A 17,487-nucleotide genomic window follows, 5' to 3' on the forward strand; every position below is an offset into this window, starting at 1 on the left:
CTGCGCGCGCCCGGCGGCGCCCGCGCGCGGGCGGCGGGCGGGCTCGCCGCTCGTCCCGCCGCGCCCCCCCCCCGTCGCACGGGTCGCTCAGGAGGCCCGAGGCGGGGTCGGCGCGTCCGGCGGACTCGCGTCGCCGCCGCCGTTCTTGTGCGCGAGGCGGTCCATGGCGTCCTTCGCCTTGCCCGTGCCCGTGTGGATCTTGCCGCTGTACTTGTGCTTGGTCTTGTCGTCGACCGCCTTCGCGGCCTTGTCGAGGCCGTGAGCGACCTTGTGCCCGTGCTGCTGCGCGAGCCCGGAGACCTTGTCCTTGGCAGGCTCCAGCTTGGCTTTCAGATTGTCCATCAGACCCATGGTTCGCCTTCCCTGGCGGGACAGTTACGTGCGGGAGCCCTTGCCGGCCTCGTGGTCGGCGGCCTGTTCCGGTGTCTGCTGCCTGGGGATGCCGACGTCCTCCGCGGTGGCGGTCCCGGCGTCGCCCGCCGTCGCCTCGCCCTCGTCCTCGGACGAACCCTCGGACGAACCCTCGGACGAACCCTCGGCCGCCACGGCCACCCGCGCTTCGACGGCCGGTTCCTCCTCGGTGGCCTTCGACCTCCGGAGAAGCCGTTCAAAAACGCCCATATCCGCTCCTTACGTTACTCGTGAGGGCGAAGTTCCGCGTTGCCCGGTGCGGCCCATTGCGTCACCCGGGTCGCCGGTCCTCGGAACCGGCGGCCGGAACCCCGCATGAGGGAACGAACCCGGAACCGTCGCGTCACGCGGCTCGTTGCGGGGGAGGTCCCGGGGTTTGCGAGACTGGGACCGTGAGCAGCGCACCTCCCGCACCCCGGGTCATCGCCGTCGTCGGACCTACCGCGGCAGGAAAGTCCGATCTGGGCGTTTTCCTCGCCAGGCGTCTCGGCGGCGAGGTCGTCAACGCCGACTCGATGCAGCTCTACCGCGGGATGGACATCGGCACCGCCAAGCTGACGCCCGCCGAGCGCGGCGGCGTCCCCCACCACCTCCTGGACATCTGGGACGTGACGGTCACCGCCAGCGTCGCCGAGTACCAGCGCCTCGCCCGCGCCCGGATCGACGCGCTGCTCGCCGAGGGGCGCTGGCCCGTCCTGGTGGGCGGCTCCGGACTGTACGTCCGCGGGGCCGTCGACAAGATGGAGTTCCCCGGCACCGACCCCGCCGTACGCGCCCGCCTGGAGGAGGAGCTCACCCTGCGCGGCTCCGGAGCCCTGCACGCGCGGCTCGCCATGGCCGACCCCGGGGCCGCCCAGGCCATCCTGCCCAGCAACGGCCGCCGGATCGTCCGCGCGCTCGAGGTCATCGAGATCACCGGCAAGCCCTTCACCGCCAACCTGCCCGGCCACGAATCCGTCTACGACACCCTCCAGATCGGTGTCGACGTGGCCCGCCCCGAGCTCGACGAGCGCATCGCGCGGCGGGTGGACCGCATGTGGGATGCCGGACTCGTGGACGAGGTGCGCGCGCTGGAGGCACAGGGCCTGCGCGCCGGGCGCACGGCCTCCCGTGCGCTCGGATACCAGCAGGTCCTCGCGGCGCTCGCCGGGGAGTGCACCGAGGACGAGGCCCGCGCCGAGACCGTTCGCGCCACCAAGCGCTTCGCGCGCCGCCAGGATTCATGGTTCCGGCGGGACCCCAGGGTGCATTGGCTCAGTGGGGCTGCGGCGGATCTCACAGAACTCCCGGAACTCGCACTGGCGTTGGTCGAACGACCGGTCACAGCCTGATCACGTCATGGCATCGGGACGCTCCGGCCGTCATCCGGGCCTCCGGCGCCGTGCCATCATCAAGCTTCGATCGACCAGTGAAGTCCGAGTTTGGGAGGGCGCGTGGCGATGGAGGCCGGCCCTCGCGACACTGCACGCGGCACCGAGTACGGTGCCGATCGGGACGGAGTTCGTCTGAGCATCGATCCGGACGCCGACCACGGCGTCGAGCCGGAGCTGGGCGGAGATCGACTGAGCTCCGACGGCCCCGAGGACACCCCCGGCGGGGTGATCGCCGACGGCCCCGGCCCCGGCGAGATGTCCCCCGAGCCGGAGGTCGAGGTCGAGCTGCGCCCGCAGCGTCTGCTGCGCATCTGGCAGCTCGCGCCCATCGTGGCGCTGGGCGCGACGGGCTCCCTGATGTTCGCCTTCCCGCTCGCCTTCGAGTTCGGTGACGGCGGTGCCGTGGTCGCCATGCTCGGGCTGCTGATCTGCCTGTGCGCCGCCGGCTGGGGCATGATGGCCGCCCGCCGGGTCGGCTACACGCTGCCCGGCCTCCCGCCGCGCGGCTCCGGCCGGCGCCCCGACTGGCGGGTGGTCCTCACGTACGTCGTGATCGTCGCCGCGGTGGCCGTGCTCGCCGTGGGACGCGTGGCCCGACTGCGCTGACCCCGGGTGCCCTCCCGGCACCCGTCACCGCGCGCGGGGCTGTCGTCGTGACCCCGTACGATCGGGGAATGAGCACGCGGATCGCCTTCCTCAAGGGCCACGGGACCGAGAACGACTTCGTGATCATCCCGGACCCGGAGAACGTCATCGACCTGCCTCCCGCCGCCGTCGCCGCCCTGTGCGACCGCCGCGCGGGCATCGGCGGCGACGGTCTGCTGCACGTCGTGCGGTCCGCCGCGCACCCCGAGGCCGCCGGGATGGCGGCCGAGGCGGAGTGGTTCATGGACTACCGCAACGGCGACGGCTCGGTCGCCGAGATGTGCGGCAACGGAGTGCGCGTGTTCGCCCACCACCTCCACCGCGCCGGACTCGTTCCCGAGGGCGACACCGCGATCGCCACGCGCGGAGGCGTGAAGCCCGTCCACATCGCCAAGGACGGCGACATCACCGTCGGCATGGGCAAGGCGCTTCTTCCCGAGGGAGAGGTCACGGTGAGCGTCGGCGGGCGGAGCTGGCCCGCGCGCAACGTGAACATGGGCAACCCGCACGCGGTCGCCTTCGTGGACGACCTCGCGCACGCCGGCGACCTGTTCACCCCGCCGCCGTTCGCCCCGGCGTCGGCCTACCCGGACGGGGTCAACGTCGAGTTCGTCGTCGACCGGGGGCCGCGCCATGTCGCCCTGCGGGTCCACGAACGCGGCTCGGGCGAGACCCGCTCCTGCGGCACGGGCGCGTGCGCCGTGGCCGTCGCCACCGCCCGCCGCGACGACGCCGACCCCGCCGTGACCGGCACCCCGGCGACGTACACCGTCGACGTGCCCGGCGGACGCCTCGTCATCACCGAGCACGCCGACGGCGAGATCGAGATGACGGGCCCCGCCGTCATCGTCGCCGAGGGCGAGATCGACGCGGAGTGGCTGCACGGCGCGCTGCGCTGAGCCGCACAGGCGTCATGCGCTGAGCCGCACAGGCGTCCTGCGCCGAGTCGCAGGGGCGCGCCGTGCTGAGCCGCACACGCCGGACGTCGTACGTCCTTGCCGTCCATTCCAGAAAATCGAAACCGTAAACCCCAAAACCTTCGCTCGAATGGGTGATCCGTTTCACGCTCGGCGAGAGGCGGTCAGCCGGGCGTGGTGGGGTCGGTAGCATCAAGCACCGGCCCGGACGGGGGATCGACACCATCCCCTGAGCCGAGTACGCCATGGGGCACCCGTCCGCCGGTCTGACGCAGCCGGAGGTGCCCATGAGTGCGGAGGCGACGAATCCCGCGACGCCAGGCCCCGTTACGCCCGCCAGCCGGCGTTCGGCGTCGCTGGAGCCGGAGGTGCCCCCGGCGCACCGCAAGAAGGCCCGGCCCCGGATCGACCTGCGCCGGCTGGGGCGGGCCGCACTGCTCGGACCCGCGGCCCGCGACCGGCTGCCGGACGCGATCGGTCATGTGGCCGAGGCCCACCGCGCCCACCACCCCGACGCCAAGCTGGAGCCCCTGCGCCGGGCGTGGGTCCTAGCGGAGTCCTCGCACCGCGGCCAGATGCGCAAGAGCGGCGAGCCGTACATCACCCACCCGCTCGCCGTGACCCTGATCCTCGCCGAACTCGGCGCCGAGACCACCACGTTGACCGCCTCCCTGCTCCACGACACCGTCGAGGACACGGAAGTGACGCTCGATCAGGTCCGGGAGGAGTTCGGCGACGAGGTCTGCTACCTGGTCGACGGTGTGACCAAACTGGAGAAGGTCGACTACGGCGCCGCCGCCGAACCGGAGACCTTCCGCAAGATGCTGGTCGCCACGGGCAACGACGTCCGGGTCATGTCGATCAAGCTCGCGGACCGGCTGCACAACATGCGGACCCTCGGTGTCATGCGCCCCGAGAAACAGGCGCGCATCGCCAAGGTGACCCGGGACGTGCTCATCCCGCTCGCCGAGCGTCTCGGTGTCCAGGCGCTCAAGACCGAACTGGAAGACCTCGTCTTCGCGATCCTGCACCCCGAGGAGTACGAGCACACCCGGGAGCTCATCTCCGAGAACGCGAACCGCGACGACGACCCCCTCGCGGAGATCGCCGAGGAGGTACGCGCGGTCCTGCGCGACGCCGGGATCCAGGCCGAAGTCCTCATAAGGCCAAGGCACTTCGTCTCCGTGCACCGGGTGTCGCGCAAACGCGGCCCGATGCGCGGCGCCGACTTCGGACGCCTCCTGGTCCTCGTGAACGAGGACGCCGACTGCTACGGGGTTCTCGGCGAACTCCACACCTGTCTCACCCCGGTGGTCTCGGAGTTCAAGGACTTCATCGCCGTCCCCAAGTTCAACCTCTACCAGTCGCTGCATACGGCCGTCACCCGCGGCGACGGCCAGGTCGCCGAAGTCCTCATCCGCACCCACCAGATGCACAAGGTCGCCGAGGCCGGAGTCATCGCGCTCGGCAATCCCTACGCGCCGCCGTCGGAGGAACAGCCGGACGGCTCGGGCGAGCGCCCCTTCGACGGCGAGCGCGCCGACCCCACCCGCCCCGGCTGGCTGTCCCGGCTGCTCGACTGGCAGCAGGGCGCGCCGGACCCGGACACCTTCTGGTCGACGTTGCGCGAAGACCTCGCCCAGGACCGGGAGATCACCGTCTTCCGCGCCGACGGAGGCTCGCTCGGCCTTCCGGAGGGCGCCAGTTGCGTCGACGCGGCGTACGCGCAGTACGGCGAGGACGCGCACGCCTGCATCGGCGCCCGCGTCAACGGCCGTCTGGCGACGCTGAGTACGGTCCTGAGGGACGGTGACACCGTTCAGCTCCTCATGGGCCAGGACCCCGCCTCCGAGCCGTCCAGGGAGTGGCTGGAGCACGCGCACACGCCCGCCGCGCGGATCGCCATCCAGCGCTGGATGGCCACCCATCCCGCACCCGGCCACGAGGAGGCGGCCAGAGCCTCCGCCACCGGACCCCGGCCGCCCGTCGCGGCCCCGGCCCGCACCGCCGAAGCGCAGGCCGCCCGCACCGCCGAGACCCCGGCCGCCCGCCCCGCGAGCGCCGTCGCGGACCTCCCCGGCGTGTCCGTACGCATGGCCGGCTGCTGTACACCCGTATCTCCCGACGAGGTGACCGGCTTCGCCGTCCGCGGGGGAGTGGTCACCGTGCACCGGGTCGAGTGCGCGGGAGCGGCCCGCATGAAGAGCGCGGGGCGCCCGGAGGTGGGAGTGCGCTGGGGCGACACCACCGAGTGCCGCGTCACCCTGGTCGCCGAGTCGTTCGGGCGCCCGCACCTGCTCGCCGACCTCACCGAGGCCATCGCGGCGGAGGGGGTCGCCATCGTCTCCGCGACGGTCGAACCCCCGAGCCAGCAGCGCGTACGCCACACGTACACGCTCCAACTCCCCGACGCGGCCGACCTCCCCGCCCTGATGCGCGCGATGCGCAACGTACCCGGCGTGTACGACGTGAGCCGCCCGCAGCATCCGCTGCCGTCGCCCCAGTAGCCGGGTGCCGACGGGCTCGCCGACGGGCCGGGTGAAGGTGGCCGGGGGGTCCGGACGACGGCAGCCCGGCGGACCGGGCGCAGTTGTCCCGGCGGACCGGGGTGAAGGTGTCCCGGCAGACAGGACGACACCGCCCGGCAGGCCAGGGCGACGGTGTCCGGGCGGACGGGGTGAGAGCGCCCGGGGGCCGGACGAGGTGATCCCGGCGGACCGGACGCCGGCGTCCGGGCGGACTGTTCCCGTGGACCGGGCGTCGACGTCCCGGTGGGGCCGGGTCCCGGTGCTCGGGGTGGCAGGTTCCGTGCCGACCCCAATGAGTCCCGGGAACCACCCGTTCGGGTGGGACGGATGCGAGTCGGCGGCGCCGGGGAGGCGCGCGCTGGTAGCCGTGGTCCATGTCGGACAACCCCACCCCCACGCCCGCACGCCCGAGGAGCCGCCGCGTCACGGCGGCCCTGCTCGCCTCGGCCGTCTCCGTCTGCCTGATCGCCGCGAGCGCCCCGGACCCGGCCGGACCCCTGGGGGTCGGCGACCGTCTCTTCCCCACCCTCGGCAACCCCGGGTACGACGTCGAGTCGTACGACCTCCACTTCACCTATCCCGGCAGCAACGACAAGCCGCTCACGGCCGTCACCACGATCGACGCCGTGACCACCGAGACGCTCGACCGCGTCAACCTCGACTTCGCGCGCGGAAGCGTCCGGTCGGTCCAGATCGACGGAACCCCCGCCCGCTTCACCCAGGCGGGCGAGGACCTGGTGGTGACACCGGACGAACCGCTCATCGCCGGGAGCCCGCTGCGCATCACCGTCCGTCACACCAGCGACCCGGTGAGCGCGAAGGGCCAGGACGGCGGCTGGGTACGGACCAAGGACGGGCTCGCGATGGCCGGCCAGGCCGACGCCGCGCACCTGGTCTACCCCTGCAACGACCACCCCTCCGACAAGGCCCTGTTCACCATCCACGTCACGGCCCCCGACCGGTACACGGTCGTCGCCAACGGTCTCCCCGAAGGCACCCGCCGTGCCCGCGGGGCCACGACCTGGACGTACCGGACCGAGCACCCCATGGCCACCGAGCTGACCCAGGTGTCCATCGGCCGCTCCGCCGTGCTGCACCGGAAGGGGCCGCACGGCCTGCCCGTACGGGATGTGATCCCCAGCGCCGACCGCGCGGCGCTCGAACCGTGGCTGCGCAAGACTCCCGGCCAGATCGCCTGGATGGAGAGCAAGGTCGGAAGGTACCCGTTCGAGACCTACGGGCTGCTGATGGCCCAGGCCCAGACCGGCTTCGAGCTGGAGACACAGACGCTGTCGCTCTTCGAGAAGGAACTCTTCACCCAGCCCGCCTACCCGAAGTGGTACGTCGACTCGATCATGGTGCACGAGCTGTCGCACCAGTGGTTCGGCGACAGCGTCAGCCCCCGCACCTGGTCCGACGTGTGGCTGAACGAAGGGCACGCCACCTGGTACGAAGCCCTGTACGCCGAGGAGAAGGCGCACAAGCCCATGGAGAAGCGGATGAAGGCCGCCTACCGGCTGTCCGACTCCTGGCGTGCCACGGGCGGCCCGCCCGCCCGGCCCAAGGGACCCAAGCCCGGCCAGAAGATCAGCATCTTCCGGCCGAACGTCTACGACGGCGCGGCCCTGGCTCTGTACGCCCTGCGTCAGGAGATCGGGCACCAGGACTTCGAGCGCCTGGAGCGCACATGGGTGAGCCTCAACCACGACGGCGTGGCCTCGACGGCCGACTTCGTGGACCTTGCCTCCGCCGTCGCCGCACGTGATCTGAGCGGCTTCTTCAAGGCGTGGCTGTACGCCGAGAAGACACCCCCCATGCCGGGGCACCCGGACTGGAAGAGCGACGCCCCGAAGGCAGGCAAGCACAAGTGAGCGAGCCCCCGGCCCGGGTCACCGGAGCGGCGGAAGCGCCCCGAGCGCCGGGATCGGGGGTACGCGGCACCCCGCGGGCAGCGATGTCCGCGGGTGTCCGGTGTGGTGTCCGGGGGGTGGTCGGCGGGTCACGATAAGTCGCGTGACGCGCCGTACGGTGCCGTGCGACCATCTTCGAGCCGGCGGCGCCGCCCCTTCGGAGTGTCGGCCCGGCCGGAACCGGGAATCTCCCGGTGGTCGCGCACGTTGTTCTTTGTGACGGGCGGCATGCGTCGGCCCGCGGCTTATCCCATCTACGTAAGGATCCAATGACCTCCTCTTCTTCCCCTTCCCAGGACGCGCAGACTTCCGCGCAGAACTACCCCGAAGGTCTTCGGGCCGATGCCCTGATGGAAGAGGACGTCGCCTGGAGCCACGAGATCGACGGAGACCGGGACGGCGAGCAGTTCGAACGCTCCGAGCGCGCGGCCCTGCGCCGTGTGGCGGGCCTCTCCACCGAGCTCGAGGACGTCACCGAGGTCGAGTACCGACAGCTCCGCCTGGAGCGCGTCGTCCTCGTCGGTGTCTGGACCTCGGGCACCATCCGGGACGCGGACAACTCGCTGGCCGAGCTCGCCGCGCTCGCGGAGACCGCGGGAGCGCTCGTGCTCGACGGCGTCGTCCAGCGCCGCGACAAGCCCGACGCGGCCACGTACATCGGTTCCGGCAAGGCCAACGAGCTCCGGGACATCGTGATCGAGACCGGTGCCGACACCGTGATCTGTGACGGTGAACTGAGCCCCGGCCAGCTCATCCACCTCGAGGACGTCGTCAAGGTCAAGGTCATCGACCGTACGGCCCTGATCCTCGACATCTTCGCCCAGCACGCCAAGTCCCGTGAGGGCAAGGCGCAGGTGGCGCTCGCGCAGATGCAGTACATGCTGCCGAGGCTGCGAGGCTGGGGTCAGTCGCTGTCCCGTCAGATGGGCGGCGGCAAGGGCGGCGGCCTCGCCACCCGTGGTCCCGGTGAGACGAAGATCGAGACGGACCGGCGCCGCATCCGCGAGAAGATGGCGAAGATGCGCCGGGAGATCGGGGAGATGAAGACCGGCCGCGAGATCAAGCGCCAGGAGCGCCGCCGCAACAAGGTGCCCTCGGTCGCCATCGCCGGTTACACCAACGCCGGCAAGTCGTCCCTGCTCAACCGTCTCACGGGCGCGGGCGTCCTCGTCGAGAACGCGCTGTTCGCGACTCTCGACCCGACCGTGCGCCGGGCCGAGACCCCGAGCGGGCGGCTGTACACGCTGGTCGACACGGTCGGATTCGTGCGCCACCTGCCGCACCACCTGGTCGAGGCGTTCCGCTCCACCATGGAGGAGGTCGGCGACTCCGACCTGATCCTGCACGTCGTGGACGGTTCGCACCCGGCACCGGAGGAGCAGCTCGCCGCGGTCCGCGAGGTCATCACCGACGTCGGCGCGACCAAGGTGCCCGAGATCGTGGTGATCAACAAGGCGGACGCGGCGGACCCGCTGGTGCTCCAGCGTCTGCTGCGCATCGAGAAGCGTTCCATCGCCGTCTCGGCGCGCACGGGCCAGGGCATGGAGGAACTGCTCGCGCTGATCGACAACGAGCTGCCGCGCCCCTCGGTCGAGATCGAGGCGCTCGTTCCGTACACGCACGGCAAGCTGGTCGCCCGCGCCCACACCGAGGGCGAGGTGATCTCCGAGGAGCACACCGCGGAGGGCACCCTGCTCAAGGTGAGGGTCCACGAGGAGCTGGCGGCGGACCTCGCACCGTACGTACCGGCGCCGGCGCTCCGCTAGCACTACCGGCCGGCACGTCCGCGCGGCCGCCCGGCCGGTACGCCGGCGGGCGACCGCTCGGGACGTACGAAGGCCTGTATGAAGGCCCGCCCCCTCCCGAGGGGGCGGGCCTTCGCCGTACGCGCGTGCGCGAGGTCCGGATCGGCGGACGGAGTCGCCTACCGGCCGCCGTACTCCTCGCTCATCCGCTGGTAGAGCGTCTGCGCCTCCTTGCCCAACTGCGGTCCGGCCAGCCAGGTGTGCGCGGCCGGGCCGATCGAGGTGTTGGAGACGAGTTCGGTCCTGCCGTCGACGACCCGGAACCAGCCGCCGCCGGACGAACCGCCCGTCATGGTGCAGCCGATGCGGTACATCGTGGGCATGGCCGGGCTCAGGGAGAGGCGGCCGGGTGTGTCGACGCACTTGAACATGCTCAGTCCGTCGTACGGCGGCGCGGCCGGGTAGCCCCAGGCGCCCACCGTGCCGGCGTCCTGGGCGGACGGCGCGGAGAAGTCCACGTCCAGCGCGTTGCCGACGGTCTCCTCCAGCGACTTGCCGCCCTGCTCCGGCTTCACATGCAGGACCGCGTAGTCGTAGGGCGCGCCCGCACCACCCGTTTCGTCACCGCCGGAGATCCACTCGTCGGAGGTCGAGGCCCAGTCCGCCCACCACTGGCCGTACGGCGCGATCTCACCGGCACCCGCACCGGCGAGATGCGCCTCGGACCTGCCCTGGTCGTTGTAGGAGGGCACGAACGCGATGTTGCGGTACCAGCCGCCGTTCCTCCCGGCGTGCACACAGTGGCCCGCGGTCCACACGAGGTTGGATCTGCCGGGGTGGTTCACGTCCTTGACGACCGTGCCCGAGCAGACCATCGAGCCCTCGGGGGAGTCGAAGAAGACCTTCCCGACCGGAGCGGCGTGCTCGTGGTACGGAGTCTGCTCGGTCCGCGCGTCGACGGGAGCCGGCTCGGGGTCGCTGACGCCCTGGTCCGCCGCCGCGTCCCGCACGGAGACCGTCTTGGCCGGGTCCTTGGCGGACTTCATCCGCTCGGGCTTCCACAGCCCGTCGATCACCGGGTTGACGAAGTCCTCGGCCTCACTGAGCCACCGGTCCTTGTCCCAGTCCTTCCAGGCGCCGTGCTTCCACTGGTCGACATCGATCCCGTGCTCCTTGAGCCGGTCCTTGATGCCGTCCGGAATATCGATCTTGTCGTCGCCGCTCGCCGACCCCCGCGAAGCGGAGGCGGCGGACCCGCCGTCCGCCCGGTCGTCACCGCTGCCGCAGGCCGTGGCGGTCAGTGCCAGGGCGGCCATGAGGCCGGCGGCGAGGACCCTGCGACGCTGTCCTGAGAATCCCATTGGTTTCGTACCCCCCGGTCGAATCCCTGTCTCCGTGCCGGCCGGGCGCGGGCGGCTCTCCGGGGAATCCCCCGTCACGCCCTCCCGCGCCCGCCCGGACGTGTCACGTCACGCGCGTCACCGCCCGGCGAACTTCGCGCTCACCGAGTCGTACACGCCCTTGGCCACATCGCCCAGCCGCGGACCCGCCAGCCAGCCGAACTTGACCGGTCCGATCGAGGTGTTGGACACCAGAGCCGGCTTGCCGTCCGAACCCGTGGACACCCAGCCGCCGCCCGAGGAGCCACCGGTCATCGTGCAGCCGATGCGGTACATCGTCGGGTCGGCCTGGGCGACCGAGAGCCGGCCCGGCCTGTCCGTGCACTGGTACAGCTTCTGGCCGTCGAACGGCGCCGCCGCCGGGTATCCGGTGGCCGTGATGCCGGAGACCTTGGGCACGGCCGGAGCGTTGAAGTTCACCGGCAGCGCCGAACCCACCGTCTCCTCCAGGGACTTGCCGCCGCTGCCCTTCTCCGGCGTCACATGCAGCACCGCGTAGTCGTACGACGCCCCCTGGCCGCCCGTGGAACCACCCTGCTCGATCCACTGGTCCGAGGTCTGCGCCCAGTCGCTCCACCAGACACCGTACGGAGCGACCTCCTCGCGCGGGGCGCTCTCCAACTGCGCCTCCGTCCGGCCCTGGTCGTTGTACGACGGCACGAAGGCGATGTTGCGGTACCAGCCGCCCTTCTTGCCGGCGTGCACACAGTGGCCCGCGGTCCACACGAGGTTGGACTTGCCCGGGTGCGCCGGGTCCTCGACCACCGTCGCCGAGCAGACCATCGTGCCCTCGGGGGCGTCGAAGAACACCTTGCCCGCCACGGGCACGTTGGCGTGGTACGACGGCTTCACGGCCCGCGCCGTCACCGGGGCCGGTTCCGGGTCGGTGACGCCCTGGTCACCGCTCAGGTCGGGGTCGTCCACGCCCTTGTTCTTGTCCGGGTCGTCCGCGCCGCGCATGCGGGCCGGGTCCCAGAGGTCCTTGATGATCGGGTTGATGAAGTCGTCGGCCTGGCGCAGCCACTCGTCCTTGTCCCAGTTCTTCCAGGCGCCCTTCTTCCACTTGTCGACATCGATGCCGTGCTCTTTGAGCTTGTTCTTGATGTCGTCCGGGATCTGGATCTTTCCGTCACCGCCCTGGGAAGCGGAGGCGGTCGGCTCACCGCTCGCCGTGTCGCTGCCCGAGTCGCAGGCGGTGGCCGTCAGCGACAGGGCCGCGGCGAGGCCGACGGCCGCCAGGACGGGGGACGGTCTGCGGCGCGCGCTCCTGCCTCGACGGGCGGCGAAGGGCGGGCGTATGGATCGCATGGTGGGTAACTCCCCCTGAACGTATGGGAACTGTGCGGTGCGTCTGCGGGCGCCCGAGCGGTGTGTCCGGCACGGCCGAACGGCATCACAGACTATGCGGTCGCTGTGCGGGACGCCCGACGGAACGGCAACGGTTCAGCTACGGGGGCGCGGGTCCGCCGCACCCGCCGCTTTCTGACGAATGGTCACCACGCGGGGCGCCCACCCTCCCGGCAAAGAACCGGTAAGGAACCCCGAATCCACCCGCTTCCCAACGCGACCGGCGTCGTTGGTACGTACGGGGGGCCTGCCGCCTGCGTCCGGACCCTCCTGCCAACTCGCCTCTGAACAGCGGGAGGACCTGAAGTCGTGGCCGTGACCGAGTCAGCGGTGGTGCCGGTGGGGGCGCCAGGGGATGCCGAGGGGGCGCGGGACACCGGCGCCGGAGCGGCCGAGCGGGCGCGCGCCGCGCACGAGGGCATTCTGCGGCGCCAGTCGGCGCGAGAGTCGGCGGCTCGTACGTACGCGCGCGCCCTGCCGATCGTTCCCGTACGGGCGCGCGGGCTGACGATCGAGGGCGCCGACGGGCGCCGCTATCTCGACTGCCTCTCCGGAGCCGGGACCCTGGCCCTCGGGCACAACCACCCCGTCGTCCTCGAAGCGATCAGAAAGGTCCTCGACTCGGGGGCGCCCCTGCACGTCCTGGACCTAGCGACACCGGTCAAGGACGCGTTCACCACCGAGCTGTTCCGCAGTCTTCCCCCGCGGTTCGCCGAGCGCGCGCGGGTCCAGTTCTGCGGACCGGCCGGGACGGACGCCGTGGAGGCCGCGTTCAAGCTGGTGCGCGCGGCGACCGGCCGCACCGGCATGCTCGCGTTCACCGGTGCCTACCACGGGATGACCGCGGGGGCGCTCGATGCGTCCGGCGGCGCGACCGACGTACGGGTCGCGCGCCTGCCCTATCCGCAGGACTACCGCTGCCCGTTCGGTATCGGCGGTGAGCACGGCGCCGAACTCGCCGCGCGCTGGACGGAGTCCCTCCTCGACGACACCAAGTCGGGCGTGCCGCACCCCGCCGGGATGATCCTCGAACCCGTCCAGGGCGAGGGCGGGGTCATTCCCGCGCCGGACGCCTGGACACGGCGGATGCGCGAGATCACCGAGGCCCGGTCCATCCCGCTGATCGTGGACGAGGTCCAGACGGGAGTGGGCCGGACCGGTGCCTTCTGGGCCGTGGAACACAGCGGGATCACCCCGGACGTGATGGTGCTGTCCAAGGCCATCGGCGGCAGCCTGCCCCTGGCCGTCGTCGTCTACCGCGACGACCTCGACGTCTGGGAGCCCGGCGCACACGCCGGCACCTTCCGCGGCAACCAACTGGCCATGGCCGCCGGCACGGCCACCCTGGCCTATGTCCGTGAGCATGGCCTCGCCGCACGCGCGGCGACCGTCGGGGCCCGCATGCTGGACCAGTTGCGCTCGCTCGCCTCCGAGTTCCCGTGCGTCGGGGACGTACGCGGCCGCGGTCTGATGATCGGCCTCGAACTCGTCGACCCCGAGGGGCCCCCGCATCGCACCCCCGACGGCCCCCGCCCCGCCGCCCCCGAACTCGCCGCCGCCGTCCAGCGGGAGTGCCTGCGCCGAGGCCTGATCGTGGAACTCGGGGGCCGCCGGTCGAGCGTCGTGCGGCTCCTTCCACCCCTGACGATCAGCGACGAACAGGCCTCCGCCGTGCTCGACCGCCTCGCTGACGCGGTGAGCGCGGTGAGCGCGACGGCCCTGGGGGACCGGAGACCCGGGAAGGACGGGGCGCGGGGTGCCGCCGGTCCCGAGTGACGGCCCGGCCCCTCGGCATTCACCGCCCGCCCCATCGACCGGCCAGGACGCCAAGAGCCCCGGCGCACCCCGGCTCCGGCCCGGTCACGTCGCCGCACGAGCCCGAACGACCCGCAAGGAACTCCTCGTGAACACCACCCCCGTACCCGACAGCCCGCCCTCCCCGTACGAGCAGAGGGCCGGCGCCGCACCGGCCGCGCACCTGTCCGCACCGGAGTCCGTTCCCCGGCAGACGGACGCGGCCCGGGCGCCCGAACGGCGGGGCCGGGCCACCGCGGACCCGCGGGAACTGTTGGACCTGCTCGACCACCCCGACACCCGGACGGCGGCGCAGGCGGCGGCCGTCGAGAATCTGCTGCGCTGCTGGGTACGGGAGAACGACCTGGCCGCCCCCGACGACGGCACCCTGCGCATCGCACTGCCGGCCAGCGGCGCGGCCCTGCTCGTTCCCGTCCACCACTGGTCCCCCTCCGGCTGGCACCGCTTCGGGCTTCCCCTCCTCGCCGGAGCGCCCGAACAGGCACCGGCCGTCGACGCGGTGACCGTGGCGGCCCTCCTCGCACGCCAGACAGCCCCCGGCACACCGGCCGCGGGCACGAATCACCGGACACCGTCCGACGATCCGGAGGCGGAGGCAGGGGCAGAGGCAGGGGCAGCGGTAGGTGCAGAGGCAGAGGCAGAGGCAGCGGTAGCGGCGTCGTGCGAGGCCGACGCTCGGCACGCGGACAGTCCGGCAGGCGCAGGCGCCGACCTCGTCGGCCGCGTCGCCGACTCGGTCCGGCGCACCGCCGTGTTCATCAGGGACCGCAGGGAGCACCCCGCCGACCCACCGGACCACTTCCTCGCCGCGGAGCAGGCGCTCCTCCTCGGCCACCCCCTGCACCCGACGCCCAAGGGGCGCGACGGACTCTCCGACACGGAAGGCAGGCTCTACTCACCCGAGTTGCGCGGCTCCTTCCCGCTGCACTGGATGGCGGTCGCCCCCTCGGTGCTGGCGTCCGACTCGGCGTGGACGGAACGCGGCCGGCCCGTGTCGGCGGAGCAGCTCACCCTGCGGCTGGCCGGGCCCGGCCTGTCCCTCCCCGAGGGCTGTTCCGCCGTACTGCCCCTGCACCCCTGGCAGATGCGCGAGGTCAGGCAGCGTCCCGAGGCCGCGGCCCTGCTGGACGCAGGGCTGCTCCGCGACCTCGGCCCGCACGGCACGCCCTGGCACCCCACCTCCTCCGTCCGCACCGTCTACCGCTCCGGTGCCCCCGCGATGCTGAAACTGTCGCTGGGACTGCGCATCACCAACTCCCGTCGCGAGAACCTCCGCAAGGAACTCCACCGCGGCGCCGAGGTCCACCGTCTGCTGCGCGGCGGCCTGTTCGAGCAGTGGCGGTCCGTCCACCCCGGCTTCGACATCGTCCGCGACCCGTCCTGGCTCGCCGTCGACGACCGGGACGGCAACCCGCTTCCCGGGCTCGACGTGATGATCCGCCACAACCCGTTCACGCCGACGGACGACGTCGGCTGCGTGGCGGGGCTGGTCTCACCCCGGCCCTACGCACGCCTCGGTACGCACAACCCGGCCGAGCGCGGCCCCTTCATGCGCTCCCGGCTCACCGAGGTCGTCACCGGGCTCGCGGGCCGGACCGGCCGCCCGCGCGGCGCCGTCGCCACCGAATGGTTCCTGCGCTATCTCGAACAGGTCGTCCGTCCCGTGCTCTGGCTGGACAGCGAGGCGGGCATCGCCCTGGAGGCGCACCAGCAGAACACCCTGCTCCTGCTGGACGCGGACGGCTGGCCCGCGGGCGGCCGCTACCGGGACAACCAGGGCTACTACTTCCGCGAGTCCCGGCGTGCCGAACTCGACCACCGGCTGCCCGGCATCGGCGCGCACAGCGACACCTTCGTCTCCGACGAGGTCACCGACGAACGCTTCGCCTACTACCTGGCCATCAACAACGTGTTCGGTCTCATCGGTGCCTTCGGCTCCCAACGGCTCGCCGACGAGGCCCTGTTGCTCGCCGCGTTCCGGCGCTTCCTCGGCGGCGTGATCAGCGGCCCGGCCCGGCTGCGTACTCCGCTGCCCGCCCTGCTGCTCGACTCACCCGTCCTGCGGTGCAAGGCCAACCTGCTGACCCGGTTGCACGGCCTCGACGAACTCGTCGGCCCCGTCGACACCCAGTCCGTCTACGTCACCATCACCAACCCCCTCCATTCCTGATGTCCGGCTCCCCTCATCCCTGGGGAAACATGACCCACCCCGTCTCCCGAGAGGAGCGTCGTCGTGCCTCCCACCGATGAGAGCACCGCACCCGCCACCGGCACGGACTGCGAGGACACGCTCGACCTGCGCCTTTCCGACGAACTGATCGCCCTGTTCGCGGGGGGCTCGGGACCGGGCGACGAGACCGGGGAAGGGGCTCCGGAAGGAGTTCCGGGCAGATCTCCGGAAGGGGCCGCGGACAGGACGCCGGACGGGGGCGATCTCCTCGACCGCGTCGGAGGCTGGGGGCCGGCCAAGACACCCGAGGGCGTCCTCCAGCTCGTCCCGGTGCGTCCCGGCCGCGACCTGGCCCTCGTCCACCGCTGGATGAACGACCCCGCCGTCGCGGAGTTCTGGGAGCTGGCGGGACCCGAGTCCGTGGTCGAGGACCATGTGGTCCGGCAGCTCGACGGCGACGGACGCAGCGTCCCGTGCCTCGGCGTGCTCGACGGAATCCCGATGAGCTACTGGGAGATCTACCGCGCGGACCTCGATCTCCTGGCACGCCACTATCCCGCCCGCCCCCACGACACCGGGATCCACCTCCTCGTCGGCGGTGTCGCCGACCGCGGGAGAGGCCTCGGCTCCACCCTGCTCAGAGCCGTCGCCGACCACGTACTGGACAAGCGTCCCGCCTGCGCCCGTGTCGTCGCGGAACCCGACCTCCGCAACACCCCCTCCGTGTCCGCGTTCCTGAGCGCGGGCTTCCGCTTCTCCGCCGAGGTCGATCTGCCGGGCAAGAGGGCGGCCCTCATGATCCGGGACCGGGCCCTGCGCGATCTGCTGTAGGGCCGTCACCCCGTGACGTGCCGATCGCCCGATCCGGTTCTCCGACCAGGAGCCTGCGTGTCGAATTCCTTGATTCCCCAGCCCGCGCCCGGCTTGATCACGCCCTCGGGTCCGGCCTTGATCGCTCGGTTGTCAGTGGCGCCCCGTAGGCTGGCAGCGCTATGACAAAGCCATCACTCCCCGAACTCCTGCATGCTGCCGTCACCGCTGTCGGCGGCTCGGAGCGCCCCGGCCAGGTGACGATGGCCGAAGCCGTCGCGGCTGCCATCGACGACAGCTCCCACCTGCTGATCCAGGCGGGCACCGGCACCGGAAAGTCGCTCGGCTACCTGGTTCCCGCGGGCCCGCCCCGCCCGCGCCGGGGGGGGGGGGCCCCCCCCCCCGCGCGCCCCCCG

General features: G+C 72.1%; 13 protein-coding genes and 1 pseudogene. 10 read left to right on the forward strand and 4 right to left on the reverse strand.

What is annotated here, in order from left to right:
• Positions 1 to 87: 87 nt before the first annotated feature.
• On the reverse strand, positions 88 to 351 hold the full coding sequence (locus ACFXGX_RS13365) for an antitoxin (RefSeq protein WP_384789244.1): 264 nt from the start codon (positions 349 to 351) through the stop codon (positions 88 to 90).
• Positions 352 to 375: 24 nt separating this feature from the next.
• Positions 376 to 621, reverse strand: coding sequence for a hypothetical protein (locus ACFXGX_RS13370; RefSeq protein ID WP_384789247.1), 246 nt, complete (start codon positions 619 to 621; stop codon positions 376 to 378).
• Between the two features lie 182 nt (positions 622 to 803).
• Here ACFXGX_RS13370 and miaA point away from each other — a divergent pair, with 182 nt between their 5' ends.
• From miaA to hflX, 6 genes are all read left to right on the forward strand, one after another.
• Positions 804 to 1,742 (forward strand): tRNA (adenosine(37)-N6)-dimethylallyltransferase MiaA, encoded by a 939-nt coding sequence (gene miaA / locus ACFXGX_RS13375; RefSeq protein ID WP_384789250.1) that lies wholly within the window; start codon positions 804 to 806, stop codon positions 1,740 to 1,742.
• A 108-nt stretch (positions 1,743 to 1,850) separates the two neighbouring features.
• Positions 1,851 to 2,390, forward strand: a complete 540-nt coding sequence (locus ACFXGX_RS13380) for a hypothetical protein (protein WP_384789406.1) — start codon at positions 1,851 to 1,853, stop codon at positions 2,388 to 2,390.
• Positions 2,391 to 2,458: 68 nt separating this feature from the next.
• Positions 2,459 to 3,328 (forward strand): diaminopimelate epimerase, encoded by an 870-nt coding sequence (dapF, locus tag ACFXGX_RS13385; RefSeq protein WP_384789253.1) that lies wholly within the window; start codon positions 2,459 to 2,461, stop codon positions 3,326 to 3,328.
• 305 nt (positions 3,329 to 3,633) lie between these two features.
• Positions 3,634 to 5,853: a RelA/SpoT family protein gene (locus ACFXGX_RS13390; protein ID WP_384789256.1), complete on the forward strand. Its 2,220-nt coding sequence runs from the start codon at positions 3,634 to 3,636 to the stop codon at positions 5,851 to 5,853.
• 395 nt (positions 5,854 to 6,248) lie between these two features.
• On the forward strand, positions 6,249 to 7,745 hold the full coding sequence (locus tag ACFXGX_RS13395) for a M1 family metallopeptidase (RefSeq protein WP_384789259.1): 1,497 nt from the start codon (positions 6,249 to 6,251) through the stop codon (positions 7,743 to 7,745).
• A gap of 308 nt (positions 7,746 to 8,053) precedes the next feature.
• Positions 8,054 to 9,550, forward strand: coding sequence for a GTPase HflX (gene hflX / locus ACFXGX_RS13400; protein WP_384789262.1), 1,497 nt, complete (start codon positions 8,054 to 8,056; stop codon positions 9,548 to 9,550).
• A 158-nt stretch (positions 9,551 to 9,708) separates the two neighbouring features.
• On the opposite strand, the gene ACFXGX_RS13405 is transcribed toward hflX, so the two are convergent.
• Both ACFXGX_RS13405 and ACFXGX_RS13410 read right to left on the reverse strand, forming a co-directional pair.
• Positions 9,709 to 10,890, reverse strand: coding sequence for a trypsin-like serine peptidase (locus ACFXGX_RS13405; protein WP_384789265.1), 1,182 nt, complete (start codon positions 10,888 to 10,890; stop codon positions 9,709 to 9,711).
• A gap of 117 nt (positions 10,891 to 11,007) precedes the next feature.
• Positions 11,008 to 12,237: a trypsin-like serine peptidase gene (locus ACFXGX_RS13410; RefSeq protein ID WP_384789268.1), complete on the reverse strand. Its 1,230-nt coding sequence runs from the start codon at positions 12,235 to 12,237 to the stop codon at positions 11,008 to 11,010.
• 348 nt (positions 12,238 to 12,585) lie between these two features.
• On the opposite strand from ACFXGX_RS13410, the gene ACFXGX_RS13415 reads away from it, so the two are divergent.
• From ACFXGX_RS13415 to ACFXGX_RS13430, 4 genes and pseudogenes are all read left to right on the forward strand, one after another.
• Positions 12,586 to 14,052 (forward strand): diaminobutyrate--2-oxoglutarate transaminase family protein, encoded by a 1,467-nt coding sequence (locus tag ACFXGX_RS13415; RefSeq protein WP_384789271.1) that lies wholly within the window; start codon positions 12,586 to 12,588, stop codon positions 14,050 to 14,052.
• Positions 14,053 to 14,179: 127 nt separating this feature from the next.
• Positions 14,180 to 16,261, forward strand: a complete 2,082-nt coding sequence (locus ACFXGX_RS13420; RefSeq protein ID WP_384789275.1) for an IucA/IucC family protein — start codon at positions 14,180 to 14,182, stop codon at positions 16,259 to 16,261.
• Positions 16,262 to 16,324: 63 nt separating this feature from the next.
• Positions 16,325 to 17,092 carry a GNAT family N-acetyltransferase gene (locus tag ACFXGX_RS13425; protein ID WP_384789278.1) on the forward strand — a complete coding sequence of 256 codons (768 nt, stop codon included), beginning with the start codon at positions 16,325 to 16,327 and terminating at the stop codon, positions 17,090 to 17,092.
• Between the two features lie 161 nt (positions 17,093 to 17,253).
• Positions 17,254 to 17,487: pseudogene (locus ACFXGX_RS13430) on the forward strand (hypothetical protein); the annotation flags it as partial.

It is taken from the genome of Streptomyces sp. NPDC059371, from assembly GCF_042751995.1.
GTDB lineage: Bacteria > Actinomycetota > Actinomycetes > Streptomycetales > Streptomycetaceae > Streptomyces.

Excerpts from the sequence above, each read along its gene's own strand:
- ACFXGX_RS13365 (WP_384789244.1), bottom strand. The coding sequence starts at position 351 with ATGGGTCTGATGGACAATCTGAAAGCCAAGCTGGAGCCTGCCAAGGAC.
- ACFXGX_RS13370 (WP_384789247.1), bottom strand. The coding sequence starts at position 621 with ATGGGCGTTTTTGAACGGCTTCTCCGGAGGTCGAAGGCCACCGAGGAG.
- ACFXGX_RS13380 (WP_384789406.1), top strand. The coding sequence starts at position 1,851 with ATGGAGGCCGGCCCTCGCGACACTGCACGCGGCACCGAGTACGGTGCC.
- dapF (WP_384789253.1), top strand. The coding sequence starts at position 2,459 with ATGAGCACGCGGATCGCCTTCCTCAAGGGCCACGGGACCGAGAACGAC.
- ACFXGX_RS13390 (WP_384789256.1), top strand. The coding sequence starts at position 3,634 with ATGAGTGCGGAGGCGACGAATCCCGCGACGCCAGGCCCCGTTACGCCC.
- ACFXGX_RS13395 (WP_384789259.1), top strand. The coding sequence starts at position 6,249 with ATGTCGGACAACCCCACCCCCACGCCCGCACGCCCGAGGAGCCGCCGC.
- hflX (WP_384789262.1), top strand. The coding sequence starts at position 8,054 with ATGACCTCCTCTTCTTCCCCTTCCCAGGACGCGCAGACTTCCGCGCAG.
- ACFXGX_RS13405 (WP_384789265.1), bottom strand. The coding sequence starts at position 10,890 with ATGGGATTCTCAGGACAGCGTCGCAGGGTCCTCGCCGCCGGCCTCATG.
- ACFXGX_RS13410 (WP_384789268.1), bottom strand. The coding sequence starts at position 12,237 with ATGCGATCCATACGCCCGCCCTTCGCCGCCCGTCGAGGCAGGAGCGCG.